Annotated in this window: 12 protein-coding genes; 10 read left to right on the top strand and 2 right to left on the bottom strand. The window is 42.5% G+C overall.

Annotated features, from left to right (window positions below; genetic code table 11):
- Positions 1 to 87: 87 nt before the first annotated feature.
- The gene (locus MKZ16_RS30210; protein ID WP_076107045.1) at positions 88 to 876 is read right to left on the bottom strand and encodes an alpha/beta hydrolase family protein; all 789 of its coding nucleotides are present in this window, start codon (positions 874 to 876) and stop codon (positions 88 to 90) included.
- Between the two features lie 188 nt (positions 877 to 1,064).
- On the opposite strand from MKZ16_RS30210, the gene MKZ16_RS30205 reads away from it, so the two are divergent.
- From MKZ16_RS30205 to MKZ16_RS30195, 3 genes are read left to right on the top strand one after another with little or no spacing between them, the layout of a single operon-like run.
- Complete coding sequence (locus tag MKZ16_RS30205) at positions 1,065 to 1,592, top strand: type II secretion system protein (protein ID WP_076107047.1); 528 nt, start codon at positions 1,065 to 1,067, stop codon at positions 1,590 to 1,592.
- Positions 1,576 to 2,097: a type II secretion system protein gene (locus tag MKZ16_RS30200; RefSeq protein ID WP_076107049.1), complete on the top strand. Its 522-nt coding sequence runs from the start codon at positions 1,576 to 1,578 to the stop codon at positions 2,095 to 2,097. Before MKZ16_RS30205 ends, MKZ16_RS30200 begins: the two co-directional genes overlap by 17 nt.
- A 55-nt stretch (positions 2,098 to 2,152) precedes the next feature.
- Positions 2,153 to 3,883, top strand: coding sequence for a hypothetical protein (locus MKZ16_RS30195; protein WP_143759112.1), 1,731 nt, complete (start codon positions 2,153 to 2,155; stop codon positions 3,881 to 3,883).
- A gap of 76 nt (positions 3,884 to 3,959) precedes the next feature.
- Here the strand turns inward: MKZ16_RS30195 and MKZ16_RS30190 are convergent, their stop codons facing one another.
- A complete protein-coding gene (locus tag MKZ16_RS30190) occupies positions 3,960 to 8,579 on the bottom strand; it encodes a DUF5057 domain-containing protein (RefSeq protein ID WP_076107053.1) in 4,620 nt (1,539 codons plus the stop codon).
- A gap of 364 nt (positions 8,580 to 8,943) precedes the next feature.
- Between MKZ16_RS30190 and MKZ16_RS30185 the strand changes: the two genes are divergently transcribed.
- The 7 genes from MKZ16_RS30185 to pilO all read left to right on the top strand — a co-directional run bounded on the left by MKZ16_RS30185 (position 8,944) and on the right by pilO (position 16,619).
- Complete coding sequence (locus MKZ16_RS30185) at positions 8,944 to 10,608, top strand: ATPase, T2SS/T4P/T4SS family (protein ID WP_038573557.1); 1,665 nt, start codon at positions 8,944 to 8,946, stop codon at positions 10,606 to 10,608.
- Between the two features lie 43 nt (positions 10,609 to 10,651).
- A complete protein-coding gene (locus tag MKZ16_RS30180) occupies positions 10,652 to 11,701 on the top strand; it encodes a type IV pilus twitching motility protein PilT (protein WP_036678541.1) in 1,050 nt (349 codons plus the stop codon).
- Positions 11,701 to 12,906 (top strand): type II secretion system F family protein, encoded by a 1,206-nt coding sequence (locus MKZ16_RS30175; protein WP_339815134.1) that lies wholly within the window; start codon positions 11,701 to 11,703, stop codon positions 12,904 to 12,906. Before MKZ16_RS30180 ends, MKZ16_RS30175 begins: the two co-directional genes overlap by 1 nt.
- Positions 12,907 to 13,096: 190 nt before the next feature.
- Positions 13,097 to 13,576, top strand: a complete 480-nt coding sequence (locus tag MKZ16_RS30170; protein ID WP_076107057.1) for a type II secretion system protein — start codon at positions 13,097 to 13,099, stop codon at positions 13,574 to 13,576.
- 87 nt (positions 13,577 to 13,663) lie between these two features.
- Entirely contained in the window at positions 13,664 to 14,413 is a 750-nt protein-coding gene (locus MKZ16_RS30165; protein WP_076107059.1) for an A24 family peptidase, read from the top strand.
- Positions 14,414 to 14,428: 15 nt separating this feature from the next.
- On the top strand, positions 14,429 to 16,030 hold the full coding sequence (pilM, locus tag MKZ16_RS30160) for a pilus assembly protein PilM (protein WP_076107061.1): 1,602 nt from the start codon (positions 14,429 to 14,431) through the stop codon (positions 16,028 to 16,030).
- Positions 16,014 to 16,619, top strand: coding sequence for a type 4a pilus biogenesis protein PilO (gene pilO, locus MKZ16_RS30155; RefSeq protein ID WP_076107063.1), 606 nt, complete (start codon positions 16,014 to 16,016; stop codon positions 16,617 to 16,619). The genes pilM and pilO overlap by 17 nt, the downstream gene beginning before the upstream one ends.
- The last annotated feature ends 37 nt before the right edge of the window (positions 16,620 to 16,656 follow it).

Here is a 16,656-nt window from a genome sequence, read left to right as displayed (position 1 = left end):
AAGAACCCTCCGAAGAGGGCAATCTGAGTAGAACAGATATTAAGGTGCAGCTTATGGCTGCATCTTTTTGTGGTCTATTAAGTACAGCTAGTTACTTTTTAAAGGTAGCCATGCCAGCACATCGCGGATTTTGGCATCCCAGTATCCCCATTCATGTGTCCCCGGACCTTCTTCATAGGTTAAAGAAAGTGAGGTTGCCTGGCAGGCATCGCGGAATCTCAAGTTATCGGTATATAGGAAATCTTCTGTGCCACAGCATTGATACAACACTGGTTTTGGTCCCGTGGAGCGGTTCACTTCCTCAAGCAGCCAAAGAAGGTCTTCCGGCGTTCCAGCGGTATCTTCTTTTCCGAAGATCATTTCGTATTCTTTGCTTTTAGTGGTAGCACCTTCCCCGTTCAAGAAATTATGCGCCATATCAAGTGCTCCAGACAAACTCGCTGCTGCTGCAAAAGATTCCGGTTTACGCAGTCCCAGCTTAATCGCTCCATAACCACCCATCGACAACCCGGCTACAAAGTTCTCCTCGCGTTTATCGGAAAGCGGGAAAAATGAGCGCGCCAGCATCGGCAACTCCTCACTAATGAAGGTCCAATAACGGCCCCCCATGGCCATATCTGTGTAGAAACTGCGGTGCACATTTGGCATTACCACAGCTATCCCCATCTCCGCTACATACCGTTCTATGGAAGTCCGGCGTAGCCAGATCGAATCATCGTCAGACAAGCCATGCAGTAAATACAAAGTAGGGTGAAGATCACCTCTTGTTACATTACTCATCCCGATTTGTGTAGTTGTTTTTTGCGGCAAAATTACAGTCATTGAGGTATTCAAACCTAGTACTTCAGAATAAAATTTGCACTCTATTAAAGCCATTTCATTCATCTCCTCTCTTTCCAAATCATAGCATAGACCAAAAGGGAGAGATATTGTAGAAATATCTGAATTATAAGGGTTTTGAGGATTGCTGTAGCTGGATATGAGAGAATATAATGGAAGTAGAAAATTTAGGAAAAACGTGCAAATACGAAAAGTATTTTCATAGGCGAGAGGCGGAAAGTAGGATGAAACCGGGCCTAAAGCAGGAAAAAGGATTTACATTAATCGAAGTGCTGGCAGCTATAGTTATTTTATCGATAGTTTCACTGGTGCTTACGTCTTACTTTACTAACGCCATGAGTTACTCTAAATCGAACCAGAACAAAACGATTATGGTCAATCTGGCGCGGAATGCACTGTTTTATGTGGAGAAGCAGGATTTTAAGGCGATGAAGGAATTTTTTACGCAAGGGGAAGATGCGATAGAGGCTGAAAAATGCACCATAGTTAATTGCAGCTATAGTAATCTATTCTCAAACATGACAGCTTTGGCAAATGTTCTGAATCCAACAGTTAATGATATTCGTTATAAGATCAATATTATCTATCAACCGGAATTAGTCGATCATCCGTCCACTACTCCAATTGATAAATCAGCTGTAAAGGAGTATTTAATACCCGTTAAAGTTGAGGTAAGACGAGTAGAAAATAATGAACAGCCCGCTTATAACGTAATGCTGGAGGGATACATAACTGATGAAAGAATTCGCTAAACGACTTAGGTCGGAACAAGGTTTTACTTTGGTGGAATTAATTGCGGCACTGACTGTATTTGCTATGATAGTCGGTCTAATCTCTGGAGTTACTATGTATGGATTTCGCAGCTATCATAAAATCTCAGTTCAGAACGCTTTACGGGACGAAGCGGATCTGATCATGTCCTCTATTATTACTGAACTCTATACATATAGTCCTGAAAGGCTACAAAATATATCTGGTGGAATTGAACTAATAAAAGACGGGAGTTCTCCGCGTGTGATTCGGGTATCAGGAAATGAAATTGTTATAAATGGTAAGGAAAGTGGAGCAGAATCTGGTTCTCCTATCGCGGTACAATCGAATATGGCAGGTTCTATCATAACTGCTTCCACATCAGATGGTAGATCATGTAATGTAGCCTCGCTATGCAATTCTGGTCTGATCCAGATTAAGTTGGTATTAAAGTATAAGGGAAATGATTCGGATAAGATGGAATTGGAAAGCCAATTTGGATTTTAGGAGGAAAACAGAGATGTTGAGGCGGGCAAGCCTTCGATCGGAACGAGGTTCGGCTTTGGTACTTGTGATGTTTATCGTCCTGTTGCTCACTATTTTAGGAGTTACGGTGCTTAGTGCTACGATTGGAGGAGCTAGGCGTACCGAAACTCGTGAGAATGATGTACAAAGCCTTCATTTAGCGCAGAAATCGATTGATGAGGCGATTGCCTATATTACAGCAGATTTAAATCAGAAAATACAAGTTAGTAGTAATACTACTCAGGCACAGTTTGATCAAGAAATAGAGACATTTTTAAGGGGCCTCAATTCTAATAAAGGAGCTTTTGTTACCGATACAAGTTTACAGGGAGCTAGCAATGAAATCACGGGAATTACTCTCGATGGCAGTTCTACAAGTAGTAAGCATGTAGTTACGATTAAGGCCAATGCAACGGTAAACGGCGTGTTAAGGACGTTGCAACAAAAGGTTGTGATTACGACATTCCCAGATTTTTTGAATTATTCATTGGGTTCTGAGGGAACGATCTATTTGAATGGTGCTCCTTATATTCAGGGGAATATTTATGCTGGAAATCAATTAAAAGTTAGCCAAGTGGCTAAGTATAGACATAACGCAGATTTGGAAAAACGCAGTCTATTTCCGTTAGTCGATGGAGAAGCTCATATTCAATCAATGAACGATCTGCTTTATTCCAGAACGGGTGATATTTTTGAAAAGGTGCCGACAATTGATGATGCCGACTATTCTTCACTAGATAATAGGGTGAAGACGATCGTTGAAAAAGCAAAGATCAAAAAGAAAACGACGTTTGTCCAAGTGAATGTGGAGGATTCCTTCCTAGATAAAGTTGCTGAAGCTTCAGGGTCGGCTGGAAATAAGAAGGTATTCAGCGATAGATATTATGGAGTGGCTGGATCAAATAGTAGTGAAGAACCCACTGCTAGAGGAACAAGATTAATTAACACGCTTCAGCAACCCGGAGGCATTTCCACCTTATGGATGCCTATGTTAGAAGATTTTGAGGACATTGCAACTGGTGATACAGATGAAGAGAAGGAGCAGGAGAAACATAGACTTTTCGAAGAAGCGAAGCTATCACTGAAGCAAAACCTTGAGAGATTGGAGAGAAGCACGATCTTTATAGGGAATCTAAAGTTGGATGGAGTAATGTTAAATCAGATAAGGGATATTTCTAAGCTTAATCTAAGCACTGGGGCTCATTGGCTTATTGTAAACGGTGATTTAACAATAGATAGTTATTCAACGGCCATTGTCCAAAGCAACATTTTGGTGACAGGGAATTTATATATCAGAGGAAAAGCTGAATTTGATTCTACTATGTTTGTGCTTGGAAAAACTGATATTGTGGATGCCACGATATCAGGAATACCAACTGCAGGTAGCGGAAGTAAAGAACTTGTATTGATCTCAAAGGGAGCTATACTTATTAATCGGGTTGAAGAGTTTAAAAATGAGGCTACAAGATTAAGAGCCTTTTTTTATACGGATAGTACGGCAGAGTTGTACGGTGTGGGCTCTATATTTTCACTGGATGGTGGCTTTTTTGCTAAAGGAGATTTGATTATCAATGCGGTTGTTGGCAAAGTCAAGAAGGAGACAGGATCTGCAAACTTTAATTTTGATATCCAGACGGAGGTTGAGTCTCCTCGTTTTATTGTTAATTATAATGAACAAGTATTCGAAGATCAAAATGTGGGACTGCCACGTGTGAATCAAATAAACATTAATGTAGGTCCCATCGAATTGTCGCCTTCTGGAAATTAAAGGATAATATGAATTATAAAAGCAGCCGATCAACTTCTGATCGGCTGTTTTTACATAATATAGATTTTGATGTGATTTAGTAGCGATTTTCTATAGTATCTTGTGTTCCAATAACCGTTATCGTATAAAACGCTTCAACTGTCTTTTTACTTTGGGTAATATAATAAGCTCTAATAATAGCCTCTCCTTTACTGATACCACGATAGACCCCATTCTGTTCTTGCAGAACAACTGGTTTAGAAGCATCCTCACTTGATTTGTTACTTACTATCTCCCATTGCAGTTTGTGTAAAATGCTATCAGGTAGATTTCCATAAGGAGTTATCCATAAGCAGGGTAGCAAATTAAGGGATTCCCCGACTGCGATTTTTCCTGATTCCGGGTGGAATAATAGTCCAGGATCAAGAGGCACACTTATTGTATGAATATTGCTGATAGTACCAGCGGCTTTGACCTGGATCTGAATATTTTCATGAGAACTTAAGCCCTTTAATATAACGTTCTTCGTGGAAGTTGTTATAGTTGAGACAGGAGTAGGATTATTCGCAGCGACAAATCCAGCATATTCAAGATCATTCCGGTTAACCAAACTCCATTCATACTGCTCTTTACTTGCGCTGTCAGGATCAGTAATTACCTCTAAATTAATTGTTTCTTCCTGGAAAACACTCTTAGATCCTTTGATTGTTAAGGACTTAAGTCCAACAGTTATTGTTTTGAAGGTATTAACGCCACCTGTATTCAAATCAGTAGTTACAGTAAGATTTACAGTATATACCCCTGATTTTGTTGCTGTAAGATGAGCCTGGTCGTTATCACTATTAAGAGCTACATCATTAGTTGGTAATCCATTTGCATCCACGACGCTCCATGAAAATTGGGTTCCCGTTTCTTTTGTTAAGTAAGTAGCGTTGAAATCTATTTTCTCATTTACAAGAGCACTGTTAGGTCCAACAATATTTAATTGTGGATCGAGAACAGTAACAGTAGCTTTTCTAGAAAGATTACTTCCATCGTTAGCAGCTACTGTAATTTCAGCAGAGCCAACCTTTTTACCAAACACGACGCCTAATGGACTAACACTAACAATATTATCGTTGCTTGATGTCCAGATCAGTTGATTAAATTTCTCCGACGGCTTGATAGTCAGAGAAAGCTTTTGGCTATCTCCTAATAAAAGTTGTGCTCCACTTAACTCTAAAGTAGTTATTCTGTCGATGGCAGTAATCGTCATCTCAGAAAATTTAATGATCGTACGCACTAGCGGATTAGAAGACGGTGTCGGCGTTGATGATGGTGTTGGTGTTGGTGTTGGTGTTGGTGTTGGTGTTGGTGTTGGTGTCGGTGTTGGTACAGGAATTGGTCCCGTATAGGGTAGGATATCAATATAGCATGATGCAGTACTCAGAGAAGCGGCAATTACATTGCCATATACATTCCCATTGCTGATGTTTAATGCTGCTTTAGGAGCCAGGATCGCCCCTTTTATTTCTACCCCCGATATATTGACCGTTGTTGCATCTGGAAAGTTATATAGGATGTTGTTACCTGTTGTATTCTGCGGCAGATTAAAGGCTTTGTGAACATTAACAGTTGGACCAGTAATAGTATAAATCATAGTAGAGCCTGAAGAAGCGGTAACATCAGTCCATCCTGCCTGATTAAAATAATCTGCTGTAAAGTTAAATATGTTGACTGAATGATCTCCTTTAATATATAAACCGTTATATTTTAGCTCTGTTGTTCCATTTTGCGGAACCGCAGCTAGTTGATTCGATAGATTCACATAATATTGTTGAGCTGACGCAAAATCGATAAGTGTATCGGTAACCTTCCTGTATGTTCCTGAGATGATGCTGCCACTATCAACTTTATTGAATTCTCCTTGGTGAATGATATTTCCATATACAGTACCATTGGTGAAATCTAGGTTACCACCAGTAACTATAGCATAAGGTACTTTGTTGCCGTTGGACATGTTAATGTCCACGCTACTGGTAGTAGTATCACCCCCAGCTGCCAGATTACCCCTCAAAGAAGCAGTCACTGTGGCTTTTCCAAATATAAAAGCATTATAATCACCAGCAATTCCAAGCCCGGAGCCAGTTGCAGAAACCGATGGGTTGAAATTAGAAGTAGCGCTAGATGATGGACTAGCCGTGACAACTGCTGTCGCCGTTGGAGTAGGAGATGCAGAAGGAACAGCATGAATATCTACGAAGTCAACTAAGGCATTATTGAATATATATCTTGCTGCTACATTTGCTGATACATTAATAGTGAATTTGATGGGTTCATTAGAATCGGGTTGGAACGTCTTAATCCCATTCACGTTCTTCAATGTATAAGTAATGTTATTAAGCGGCTTCTCTAATGTTAGTCCTGTTTCTACACTACCAGAAGGATTAGTCATCCCATCAGGTAAACCTGATGCTTCAAGTTTAATGTTCGCTGGTAGAGTATCACGGAAAATAATATTAGAAATTATTTGATGATCGTAGGCTTGATCGATAGTACTTACTTGATCAAAAGGAATAGGCTTGGCTTGAATGATATAAGTGATAGTAAAAGGTTCGTTTTTTGCTACTTCGCCGCTAGTGCTAACATTGGTTGACAATTCCCGTGATAATTCAAGATTCGATCTTGCCTCCGAAATGGTAATATCAATATTTTTGGGAGCTGCGTAAGCGCCTTGCTTATCACGCGCTGTAATTTCTATTGTGAGTTCACCACCGCTCGGCAGAGGGTTTGGAAATACCTGATGAATAGTTTCTCCTGAAAGAATTGCCTTCTCTGCCATCCCTGTATTAGGTAGATAAGTATCCCCGGACTTAAAACGAATAGTTGTAAATAAATCACGATCTTTTAAATCGGGATCTTCGACAACATAATCTATTAATAGTTCATTCTGGTAAGAAGGCTTTATTTCACCTTGCTGAGGTGTTGATACAGTGATCTCTGGCGCATGATTTGCACCAATATACGCGCGATACATTGTATTGACGAAGAGCTTTTGCTCCCATTCCGGAAATTTAATGCTGGATGTTCCGAATACATGACCGGTACCTGAGTAAGTGACATTTCCTTTTGAGTATGTGTAATAGTGGTTCCAGCTATCATCGATATCGCGCGAACTCCCGGTTATGTTATACCATGGGATGACCGAAGCATCCTCCAGATCCAAAGTGAAGTATTGATTATGAGTAGTTGCTACTTGTGGTGGAATAATATTTGTCTGCTCATTATTTGCATTGATAGTACTTAAGTAGAAAGGGTACTGGGTCAGCAAGCCATCATTGATTGGTTTGACTGTAGTTGAGGGACTAGGAGCTTTTAAACCTAAGTTTGTTTCCGGGTCGATCTGACCCGTGATTTTTTTGAATTTTTTAACCCAATTACTTTTATTTTGATATACCGTATCATGTGTGAACATAACGCTTTGTTTAGTAACCTCGGTAAAATCAATAACAGCCTGGGTTGCAAGGTCACTTAACGGGGCTTTGTCATTATAAACATCGCGAAATCCAAAAATGAGCATATCATATACGCCGTTTAATCCATATTTATTATCTTTGGCATACTGAGTCGCAATATCGGTGTTGAATTCGGAAATGGTCTTGGTTGTAATTTTTAACTCGTAGCTGCTATTACTTAGGAAGCTTTGCGTCATATTTTCAGGATTGCGTAAACTACTGCTTCTTTCATTAGCAGCGATAGTAGGCAACACCTGAAGAATATTAACGATTGTTTTCTTGCCAAGGAAATGAATCATACCACTATCAAAGTCTTTTAATTTGTTCGGATTTAAGTTATCTACGATTTCTAGCTTCCAATATAGAAGCCCGGAGTATGTATTAGGAAGCTTGTATACAATTTCACCATTAGGATCTTGATTTAAAGTCTGTACAGCTACGACGTCATTTTCAGTCATTTTAATCGACTTATCTACACTGACATACAATTTAGCTAGAATGGGACGTTCGTTGAGATTATTTACATTTGATACGTTGAATTTAAAACTAAGATTATTTCCGGGTTTATAAACATGTTCCTGATTCTGGCTGTAATCAATAATGTTAGCTTTATTAGTAATTTGAATACGAGGGCGTTGCTTTAAAAGATCCTTCTGAGCAGAAGGATCTTTTTTCAAATTTTCGATCCATGTATTTAACTCATTGTTATCGACGAACTTAACATTTGATTTGGGTGTTAATGTCCGGTAGGTATTGAAGGTGTTGTACAATATTCCGCGCTGGTTAGTTGTTTGCATATCAAACGGCTCTTTGTTGAGTAATACGTAAAGTCCTTTATTAATAAAATAATCGGTGATTTCTTTCGCTTTTAAATTAGTTATGTCATTCATAACTGCTTTGGTATTATGATCTTTTCCGGAGACCCCACTTGTACTGTAAGTTCCCTTCCCGATATATACTGCATCATATCTCCCGTCCAGATCATCCCGCAGCGCCACAAAGCGCTTCATACTCATCGTGTCAATGGTAAGGTTAGATATTCCCGTTTTTAGAGACGCAAGCTCACTAACCCCATTCTCCGTAACCTCCAGCATACGAATTTGGTATTCATTTGAACTGGCATCGACATTCATAAAGTGATTTTTGATCGGCAGAACAAGCAGAAGGAGAAGCAGGGTAGTTACTGTAAAAATAAAAACTTTTTTGTTGCTTTCAAGTTTCATTGTCATCTCTCCCTGATTGTTAACTATTGGCAGATATGGTCGTATTCCGTCTCGTATATGCTAGATTCCGACAGCCTTTTTCATTCCGTGTCGTTGTAAAATTATCCAATCTATGTTATATACATTCTAGGACATTCAGCATTGATAGACAACATAAATCTATTGAAATATACCTATTAAATTATAACTAAAGTCCTAGTTAGATTGAAAAATACTCAAAATTGACAAATTTATGGAAGGCGTATTTATGGTAATTATATCTTTCGTTTTTGAGCGAATTTTGCTGGGAGTTTGATTTCTATTTCTATAAAAAATATCCATTATTTCAGCCGGCATAAATAACGGCATACGGAGATGAATAGACTTGGCTATCGCGAAAAAGAGACTGGGAGACTTGCTGGTAGAAAATAATATTATTTCGCAGGACCAGTTGCTTGAGGCTCTCGCGGAACAGCGTAAGAGCAAACGTAAGCTCGGCGATCTGCTAATCTCTCAAGGCTATATTACGGAGCAGCAGTTGATTGAAGTGCTTGAATTTCAACTCGGCATCCCGCATGTCAGTTTATTTAAATACCAGATAGATCCCGCAATCACGCAGATAATCCCTGAAAGTATGGCTAAGCGATATCAGGTGCTTCCATTTTTAAAAGAGGGCGGCAAGCTGATGGTTGCGATGGCGGACCCGCTGGATTATTTTGCGATAGAAGATTTACGTATGAGTACTGGCTTCCGGATCGAACCCGCTATTTCTACGAGAGATGAGCTGCAGCGGGCGATTGCGCGTCACTATGGCATGCGCGATTCTATGAATCAGATGCTGGTAGAACTCCCGACACAGGAAGAAATAGAAGAGACAGAGATTACAGATGAGGACTCCCCAATCGTACGTTTGGTCAACCAGATGATTCAGCAGGCAGTTGCTCTGCGGGCGTCTGATATACATATGGATCCAGGTGAAAATAATTTAACCATCCGCTACCGCATTGACGGAACCTTACGGACAGAGCGGATTATTCCTAAGCAGATGCAGGGCTTTATCACCGCCCGTCTGAAAATAATGGCCCGCCTGAATATTGCAGAACGGCGTTTGCCGCAGGACGGACGGATCAAAATGCAGTTCGATTACAAAATGGTAGATATTCGTGTGTCTTCATTACCAACGATGCACGGAGAGAAGATTGTGCTGCGGTTGCTAGATTTAAGCACAGGGGTCAAATCCATAGATGCTTTGGGATTCAGTGAGGGGAATGCAGAAGCTTTTAAGGAGATGATAGCTCGTCCTTATGGGATTTTGCTGATCACAGGACCTACCGGTAGCGGAAAAACAACAACTTTATATTCAGCGTTGAATCAACTTAATGTAGAAAGCGCAAATATTATCACAGTCGAAGATCCAGTGGAATACCAGCTTGAAGGAGTAAATCAGGTGCACGTAAACTCGGCTATTGGACTAACCTTTGCAGCTGGGCTGCGTTCGATTCTTCGACAAGATCCGAATATCGTAATGGTTGGTGAAATACGGGATGCGGAAACTGCAGAAATTGCTGTTCGCGCCTCATTAACGGGTCATCTAGTGTTGTCTACTTTACATACAAACGATGCGATTAGCTCCGTCTCCCGACTGCGGGATATGGGGGTAGAACCTTATTTGATCGCTTCTTCGCTGATTGGTGTGGTAGCACAGCGGCTGGTGCGCAAAATCTGCACTGACTGCAAAGAAACCTACAAACCATCTGAACAGGAAGCAATTATGCTACGTAGCTTAGGACTACCTGCGGAAGAATTACAGCGTGGACGCGGCTGTGGTAGCTGTAACAATTCTGGCTATCGTGGACGAATAGCGATTCATGAAGTACTCAGTATTGATGATCACTTACGGCAGCTCATAACAAACACTGCCTCAGTAGAAGAACTGCGTGCAGCAGGTAAAGCGCGTGGGCTTGTTCAACTGATGGATGACGGACTGCTCAAGGTCAGTCAAGGAATTACAACGCTTCAAGAAGTCATGCGCGAGACGGTCTCACATTAGAGGTTAACAGGGATTTAGCATTCTGACTTAGGGGGAGCGGCTAATGCCAACGTATACGCGGGATATTAGACAACTATTACAAACGGCTTACTCCTCCAAAGCTTCTGACTTACATATTTCCGTAGGATCACCGCCGGTTATTCGGATGGATGGAAAGCTGCACTCGCTTGAGGGTGAATCCGTGGCTGCTGAAGAAGCGGCAGATATGGCCAAAACGCTACTTGGTAATGAACGTTTTGAAGCATTTCGGAATGCGGGCGAGTTAGATTTTTCATATCCGCTTGATGGTGGGGTAAGATTCCGGGTGAACGTTTATCGTCAGCGGGGCGAGGTTAGTATCGCCGCCCGGGCCATTCCTGCAGAGATTCCGAGTCTGGAACAGTTGTCGATGCCTTCGATTTTAACTACTTTATCGCTTAAGCCACAAGGTCTAATTTTGGTTACAGGACCCACAGGCAGCGGCAAATCTTCTACGCTTGCAGCTATGCTGAATTATATTAACCAGACGGAGAGCAAACATATAGTGACTCTGGAAGATCCGATAGAATTTCTACATAACCATGGAACCTGTCTAGTGGATCAACGTGAAGTGGGCTGCGATACCGCAAGTTTTGCTAATGGATTACGTGCTGCCTTACGTCAGGATCCGGATGTCATTCTCGTTGGTGAGATGCGGGATTTGGAGACCATTTCAGCAGCAGTTACGGCCGCAGAAACAGGTCATCTTGTGATGGCTACCTTACATACAACAGATGCACCACAGACGATTGACCGAATTATCGACGCTTTTCCGGGACATCAGCAGGGACAGATTCGTTCACAATTAGCATCAGTGCTGCTGGCAGTAGTCAGTCAGCGGTTGTTCCCAAGGGCTGGAGGTCGGGGGCGTTTATGCGCTACGGAAATTTTGCTCAATACACCAGCCGTAGCCAATCTTATTCGTACCGAAAAAACACATCAGATCAAAAATGTGATGCAAACGGGACGCTCACAAGGCATGCACACATTGGACATGAGCATCCGTGACTATTTATCGCAGGGGCTTATTGATCCAACAGCAGCTAAGGCGTTTATGGCGGAGGTGAGCAGCTGATGCCTCTTTTTGAATATCAGGTGAAGACATCCGCAGGCAAATCTATCAAAGGGAAACTAACGGCAACCGATAAACCTACGGCGATGGAGGAGCTACGCAAGCGGGGACTTACGGTATTTTCACTGATTGAGCGCAAAACCACGATTTTATCGATGGACATTTATATTGGTAATCCCGTTAAGCCGCTTCATTTCATCATTTATTGCAGGCAGTTTGCCACGCTTATGCGGGCGGGGGTATCAATTGTGGATGCAACGCGTATTTTGGCAGAGCAGACCGAGAGTAAGCCACTGCGCAAAGCGTTAGTAGATGTTAATTCCAGCCTGATGCGCGGGATATCGTTCTCACAAGCCGTTCAGGATCATAAAAAAATCTTCCCGCAGCTATTTGTCAGCATGATCCGTGCCGGTGAGGAATCCGGTGATATTGAGGGGACGCTGGACAGGTTGGCTATGTTTTTTGAGAAACAGCACACCACGACAGAGAAGATAAAATCAGCGCTTACGTACCCGATTACCGTAGGGGTTATGGCGATTGCCGCGGTTATCTATCTACTTTGGGCGATTGTGCCGCAGTTTGTAACGATGTTTGAATCGATGGATGCCGAGCTTCCGGCAATTACACAGATGGTCTTGGCACTTAGCAAAAGCATTCAAGGTCAATGGTATTTCTGGATACTCGGAGTACTTCTCCTAGTGATAGCTTTTCAGATTACAAAACGTACGGAAAAGGGTGCTTATGCCCTTGATTATGCCAAGTTAAAAATTCCTGTGTTCGGCAAGCTGAATCAAAAGGGCTCGATTGCTCAGTTTACGCGTACTTTTTCTTCTCTTTATGCCAGCTCTGTACCGATCCTACAGTCCTTGGTGATTGTTGAGGAGGTAGCAGGAAATAAGGTCATCGGGAAATTCATCCGTAGTGCAGGGGATTCGCTGCGACAAGGAAATCCACTATCTGACCCGCTAAAAAAAGCCTGGGTCTTCCCGCCACTAGTTACACAGATGATCGCGATTGGCGAAGAGACAGGGGCACTCGACACAATGTTGTCCAAGGTAGCTGATTTTTATGAGATGGACGTGGAGAATACCGTCGACCGTCTGAAATCGCTGCTTGAACCGCTGCTGATTGCTTTTTTAGCTGCTGTTGTAGGTGTCATTGTAGCTGCCATTATGCTGCCGATGTTCAGTCTGTACGGTAATATGTGAACCTCTTGGTTCCTTGTATATATTGAGAGGGGTGACGCCGGGGAGGCGGGGCAAGATCCACGAACTTACGCTGGCGATTAGACGACGATGGACGAGCTGTTTCCGTAAGCACAAGAAAGATGATGCTGGATTCACTGAAATGAAGAATATAGGTTTTATCACTCACACACCACTTAGAGGGGGAAATCAAATGTTAGCACAAGCCATTAAGAGAAGATTAAGCAAAGAGGAAAATCAAAAGGGGTTTACGCTGATTGAGTTGCTGGCGGTTATTGTTATTTTGGGGATTATTGCGGTAATTGCTATACCTTTGATTGGAAACATAATTTCTGACGCTAAAGAGGATTCGGATATTGCTACTGCTCGTCAAATTTATGATGCTTCAAGATTATATATCGTTGGTGCGAAGGATGGACAATTCAGCAATTCTACAACTGCAGTAAGTGTAACTATAGCAGATATGCAAACTGCAGGTTATTTAGATAATAAATTAAGTCTTCCAAGTACGAAGGCTACAATTTCATCAGGCACAGTTTACTATACAGATAAGGGACAATTGGATTATATAGTGATTGCACCGAAACCTAAAGGATCGTCAGAAGTTACGGCAGGGAGTACTACTGAAGGTAAGTTTTCAGCTGAACAGGTATTGAAGTCTAAAGTTAAGTAATTGAATTACAGAATTATCTGTTTTTGCCCCTAAGGAATCGGACTTCCCGATTCCTTTTTAAAATCCAGAAGCTAACAGAGGACAACCATGACGATATTTATCGCAAGTTACATCACATTACTGGGTCTGATTCTAGGCTCCTTCTATAACGTAGTGGCGCTGCGGGTGCCGGCCAAGGAATCCTTGCTTAATCCGCCGTCACATTGCCCGAACTGCAACACGCGGCTGAAAGCGCGGGATTTGTTTCCGATGCTAAGCTACCTGCTGTCAGGAGGCAAATGCCGATACTGCGGGACAAGGGTATCGCCATTATACCCGCTTGGAGAAGCGGCAACGGGTTTGCTTTTTTTATGGGTGTATTTGCAATTTGGCCTGACGGGTAAGGGAATCATCGGGTTCATTCTTGTGAGTTTAGCGGTTATCGTGACGGTTGCGGATTTGAAGTACATGCTGATTCCCAATAAGGTATTGTTGTTTTTTTTACCGCTGCTGCTGATTCTTGTACTGTTATTTCCGGATGGACCGATATGGCATCATCTGCTAGGAGCTGTGCTTGGGGGAGGGGTTCTTATCCCTTTTGTTCTATTAGGTGGCATGGGGGCTGGAGATGTGAAGTTATTTGCGCTGCTGGGTTTGGTGATTGGTTTTCCGAATGTGATTTTGGCTTTTTTTGTGGCTTGTCTGCTTGGGAGCGTGGTGGGCGGACTGCTGATGCTGCTCGGTGTAATCAAACGTAAACAGCCGGTACCCTTCGGCCCATGGTTAGCTATAGGAGCTTTAATTAGTTTTGGATATGGCTCATACATCATCAGCGCGTATCTCTCGCTTATCGGATAGGAGGACATTGATCACATGCTTGGATTAGGCCCCAAAGTGGCCGGACTTTCAATTGAAGCTGCCGGAATCCGTTATATTAGTTTTAAGAATAAACAGTCATGGGAAGTCCGTAAAAAACGGTTTCTCCCGCTCCTTCCAGGCATGATCATTGAGAATCAGGTGGCGGATAGCGAGGCGCTTTATGATCGGGTAAGGCAGTGGGTGAAGAAGGAAGGGTTACGGGGCAGTAAGGTTTCTTTGTCCATTCCCCCTTCACAGATCATTATCCGTAAAATGAGTATTCCTAGTACCAACGACAAACAGGTAGAACAACTGGTGAAGCTGGAAGTGGAGACGGGACTGCATTTACCTTTTGAAAATCCTGTCTATGACTATGTAACGCTCGAAGTGGATGAGGAGCAAAGTCACCTGCTCGTATTTGCTGCTCCGCGAAAATCGATTCAGGATTACGTAGAAGTTCTGGAGCGGGCGGGTCTTCGGATAAGCAGTGTCGAAATTTCGGCAACCGCCTTGGCGCGTGCTATAACCACTGGGCACGGGGAGAGCTTTGCGGAGACGATGCTGATTAATATGGAGCCATCGGTAATGGACATTTATATGTTCAGAAACGGGAATCCGGTCTTCATTCGTACGATAAACTTACTTGATCTACATAAAGGAAGAAATTTAGCGGGAATGGATCTTTTGACAGACAGTGAAACCTTGGCAGAAACAGCTGTCGCTGTAGAAGAACATTTATCACCCGAGCAAATGGTGGAAATCACTGCGGAAATCTCCCGTATGCTCAGCTTTTATCAATACAGCTTGCATGACGGTTCCACTCGTATCAACAATTTAGTGATTACGGGCACTCCCTCGATTCGTAAACAACTGGACCTAGAACTCCAGCAGTCCCTAGCTGAACTTGTAATAACACCAATAAGTCTGGAACAGATGGCTAGTGCTGCTGTTTCTGACCCTGAACTAAATGATTACCGCGTAGCTGCCGGGACCGCTCTAAAAAATAGCATCAACACGGATACGATTGATTTATTGCCGAGAGAAGATCGGGAGACGTTGCTATTTCCTTATGTCACGATGGGGCTTGTAGCGATCTGGCTGCTGGGGATGATCGGAACGGGGATTTATTTTTCGGCCAATAAGGGTCAGATTTCTAATGGTAAAGAAGAGCTGCAAGGCCTGCAGGATCGCAGTTTAATGCTCCAAGTAGAGCTCGCGAAGCTTAAGAACAGCGGACCTGGACAGCTAGATCGGAAAGCAGCCATCACAGTGCTTCAGGACAATAAGGTGATTGTAGTCCCTATCTTGGACGAATTAGTGGAGGGATTGCCTAAGGAGGCACTAATCCGTGATATTAACTATACCTACCGGACCTCTATAGATCTGACTGTAAATGTATCCACTATGGAGGATGCTTCCAACTATTTAAGACAACTTCGCCAAATGTCTTTTACGACCGATGCCTCTATTCAAAAGCTTACTGAAGGAGCCGCAGATGCCATTTCATACAATACGTATACGGCTATTTATAAAGTGAACTTAGCAGCGGCTAAGCTTCAAAACAGTGAAACGGATGCCAGCCAAGGGGAGGTGAGCAGCGATGGAACAGATCAATAAGTATCGCTCGCCGATTGTTCTGGGAGTGCTGATTTTGTTCCTGATATTGTTTGCGTTCTATATGCTGGGTGTTCAGCCGACCAATAAGGAAATTTCCGCACAGAGCAGCGAGATCGGTCAGTTGGAAAAGGAAGCAGAAGTCCTCCAAACCAAAATCAATGAGCTGAAGGGCAGCGGCACTGAGGGAGATCTAGAACAGAAGGAATTACTGGGGGAACTCCCAAAGGGCGATGACAGCGAAGGTCTGATTGTTGATTTGCGGGAGGTTAGCACGTCCTCACAAGCGCGGCTAAAGGATCTTAGTTTTGTTATGGATGAGGCTAATCCGATTCAGCAAATGACAGGTTCAGCTGAGGTGTCATTCCCGACGGTCAAACAGATCAAAATGACTGCAGTGGTGGAAGGGACATATTCGGGGATCCGGCAATGGATGGATGAACTACAAGCCTTACCTCGTATTGTGAATGTGGACTCTTTCAATTTTCAGCAATCCTACGAGGATCGTACTAAGAACAATACGGAGAGTATTTTGACTGCTAACGTAGCTTTTACAGCGTATTTTGAGGCCACCGCAGCAGCATCCAATTAGGGTTCTTGTACTACTTTATTTAACTATATTACTCCGC

The organism is Paenibacillus sp. FSL R5-0928, assembly GCF_037970385.1.
GTDB lineage: Bacteria > Bacillota > Bacilli > Paenibacillales > Paenibacillaceae > Paenibacillus_AQ > Paenibacillus_AQ odorifer.
This window is presented reverse-complemented; position numbering and strand designations above follow the sequence as displayed.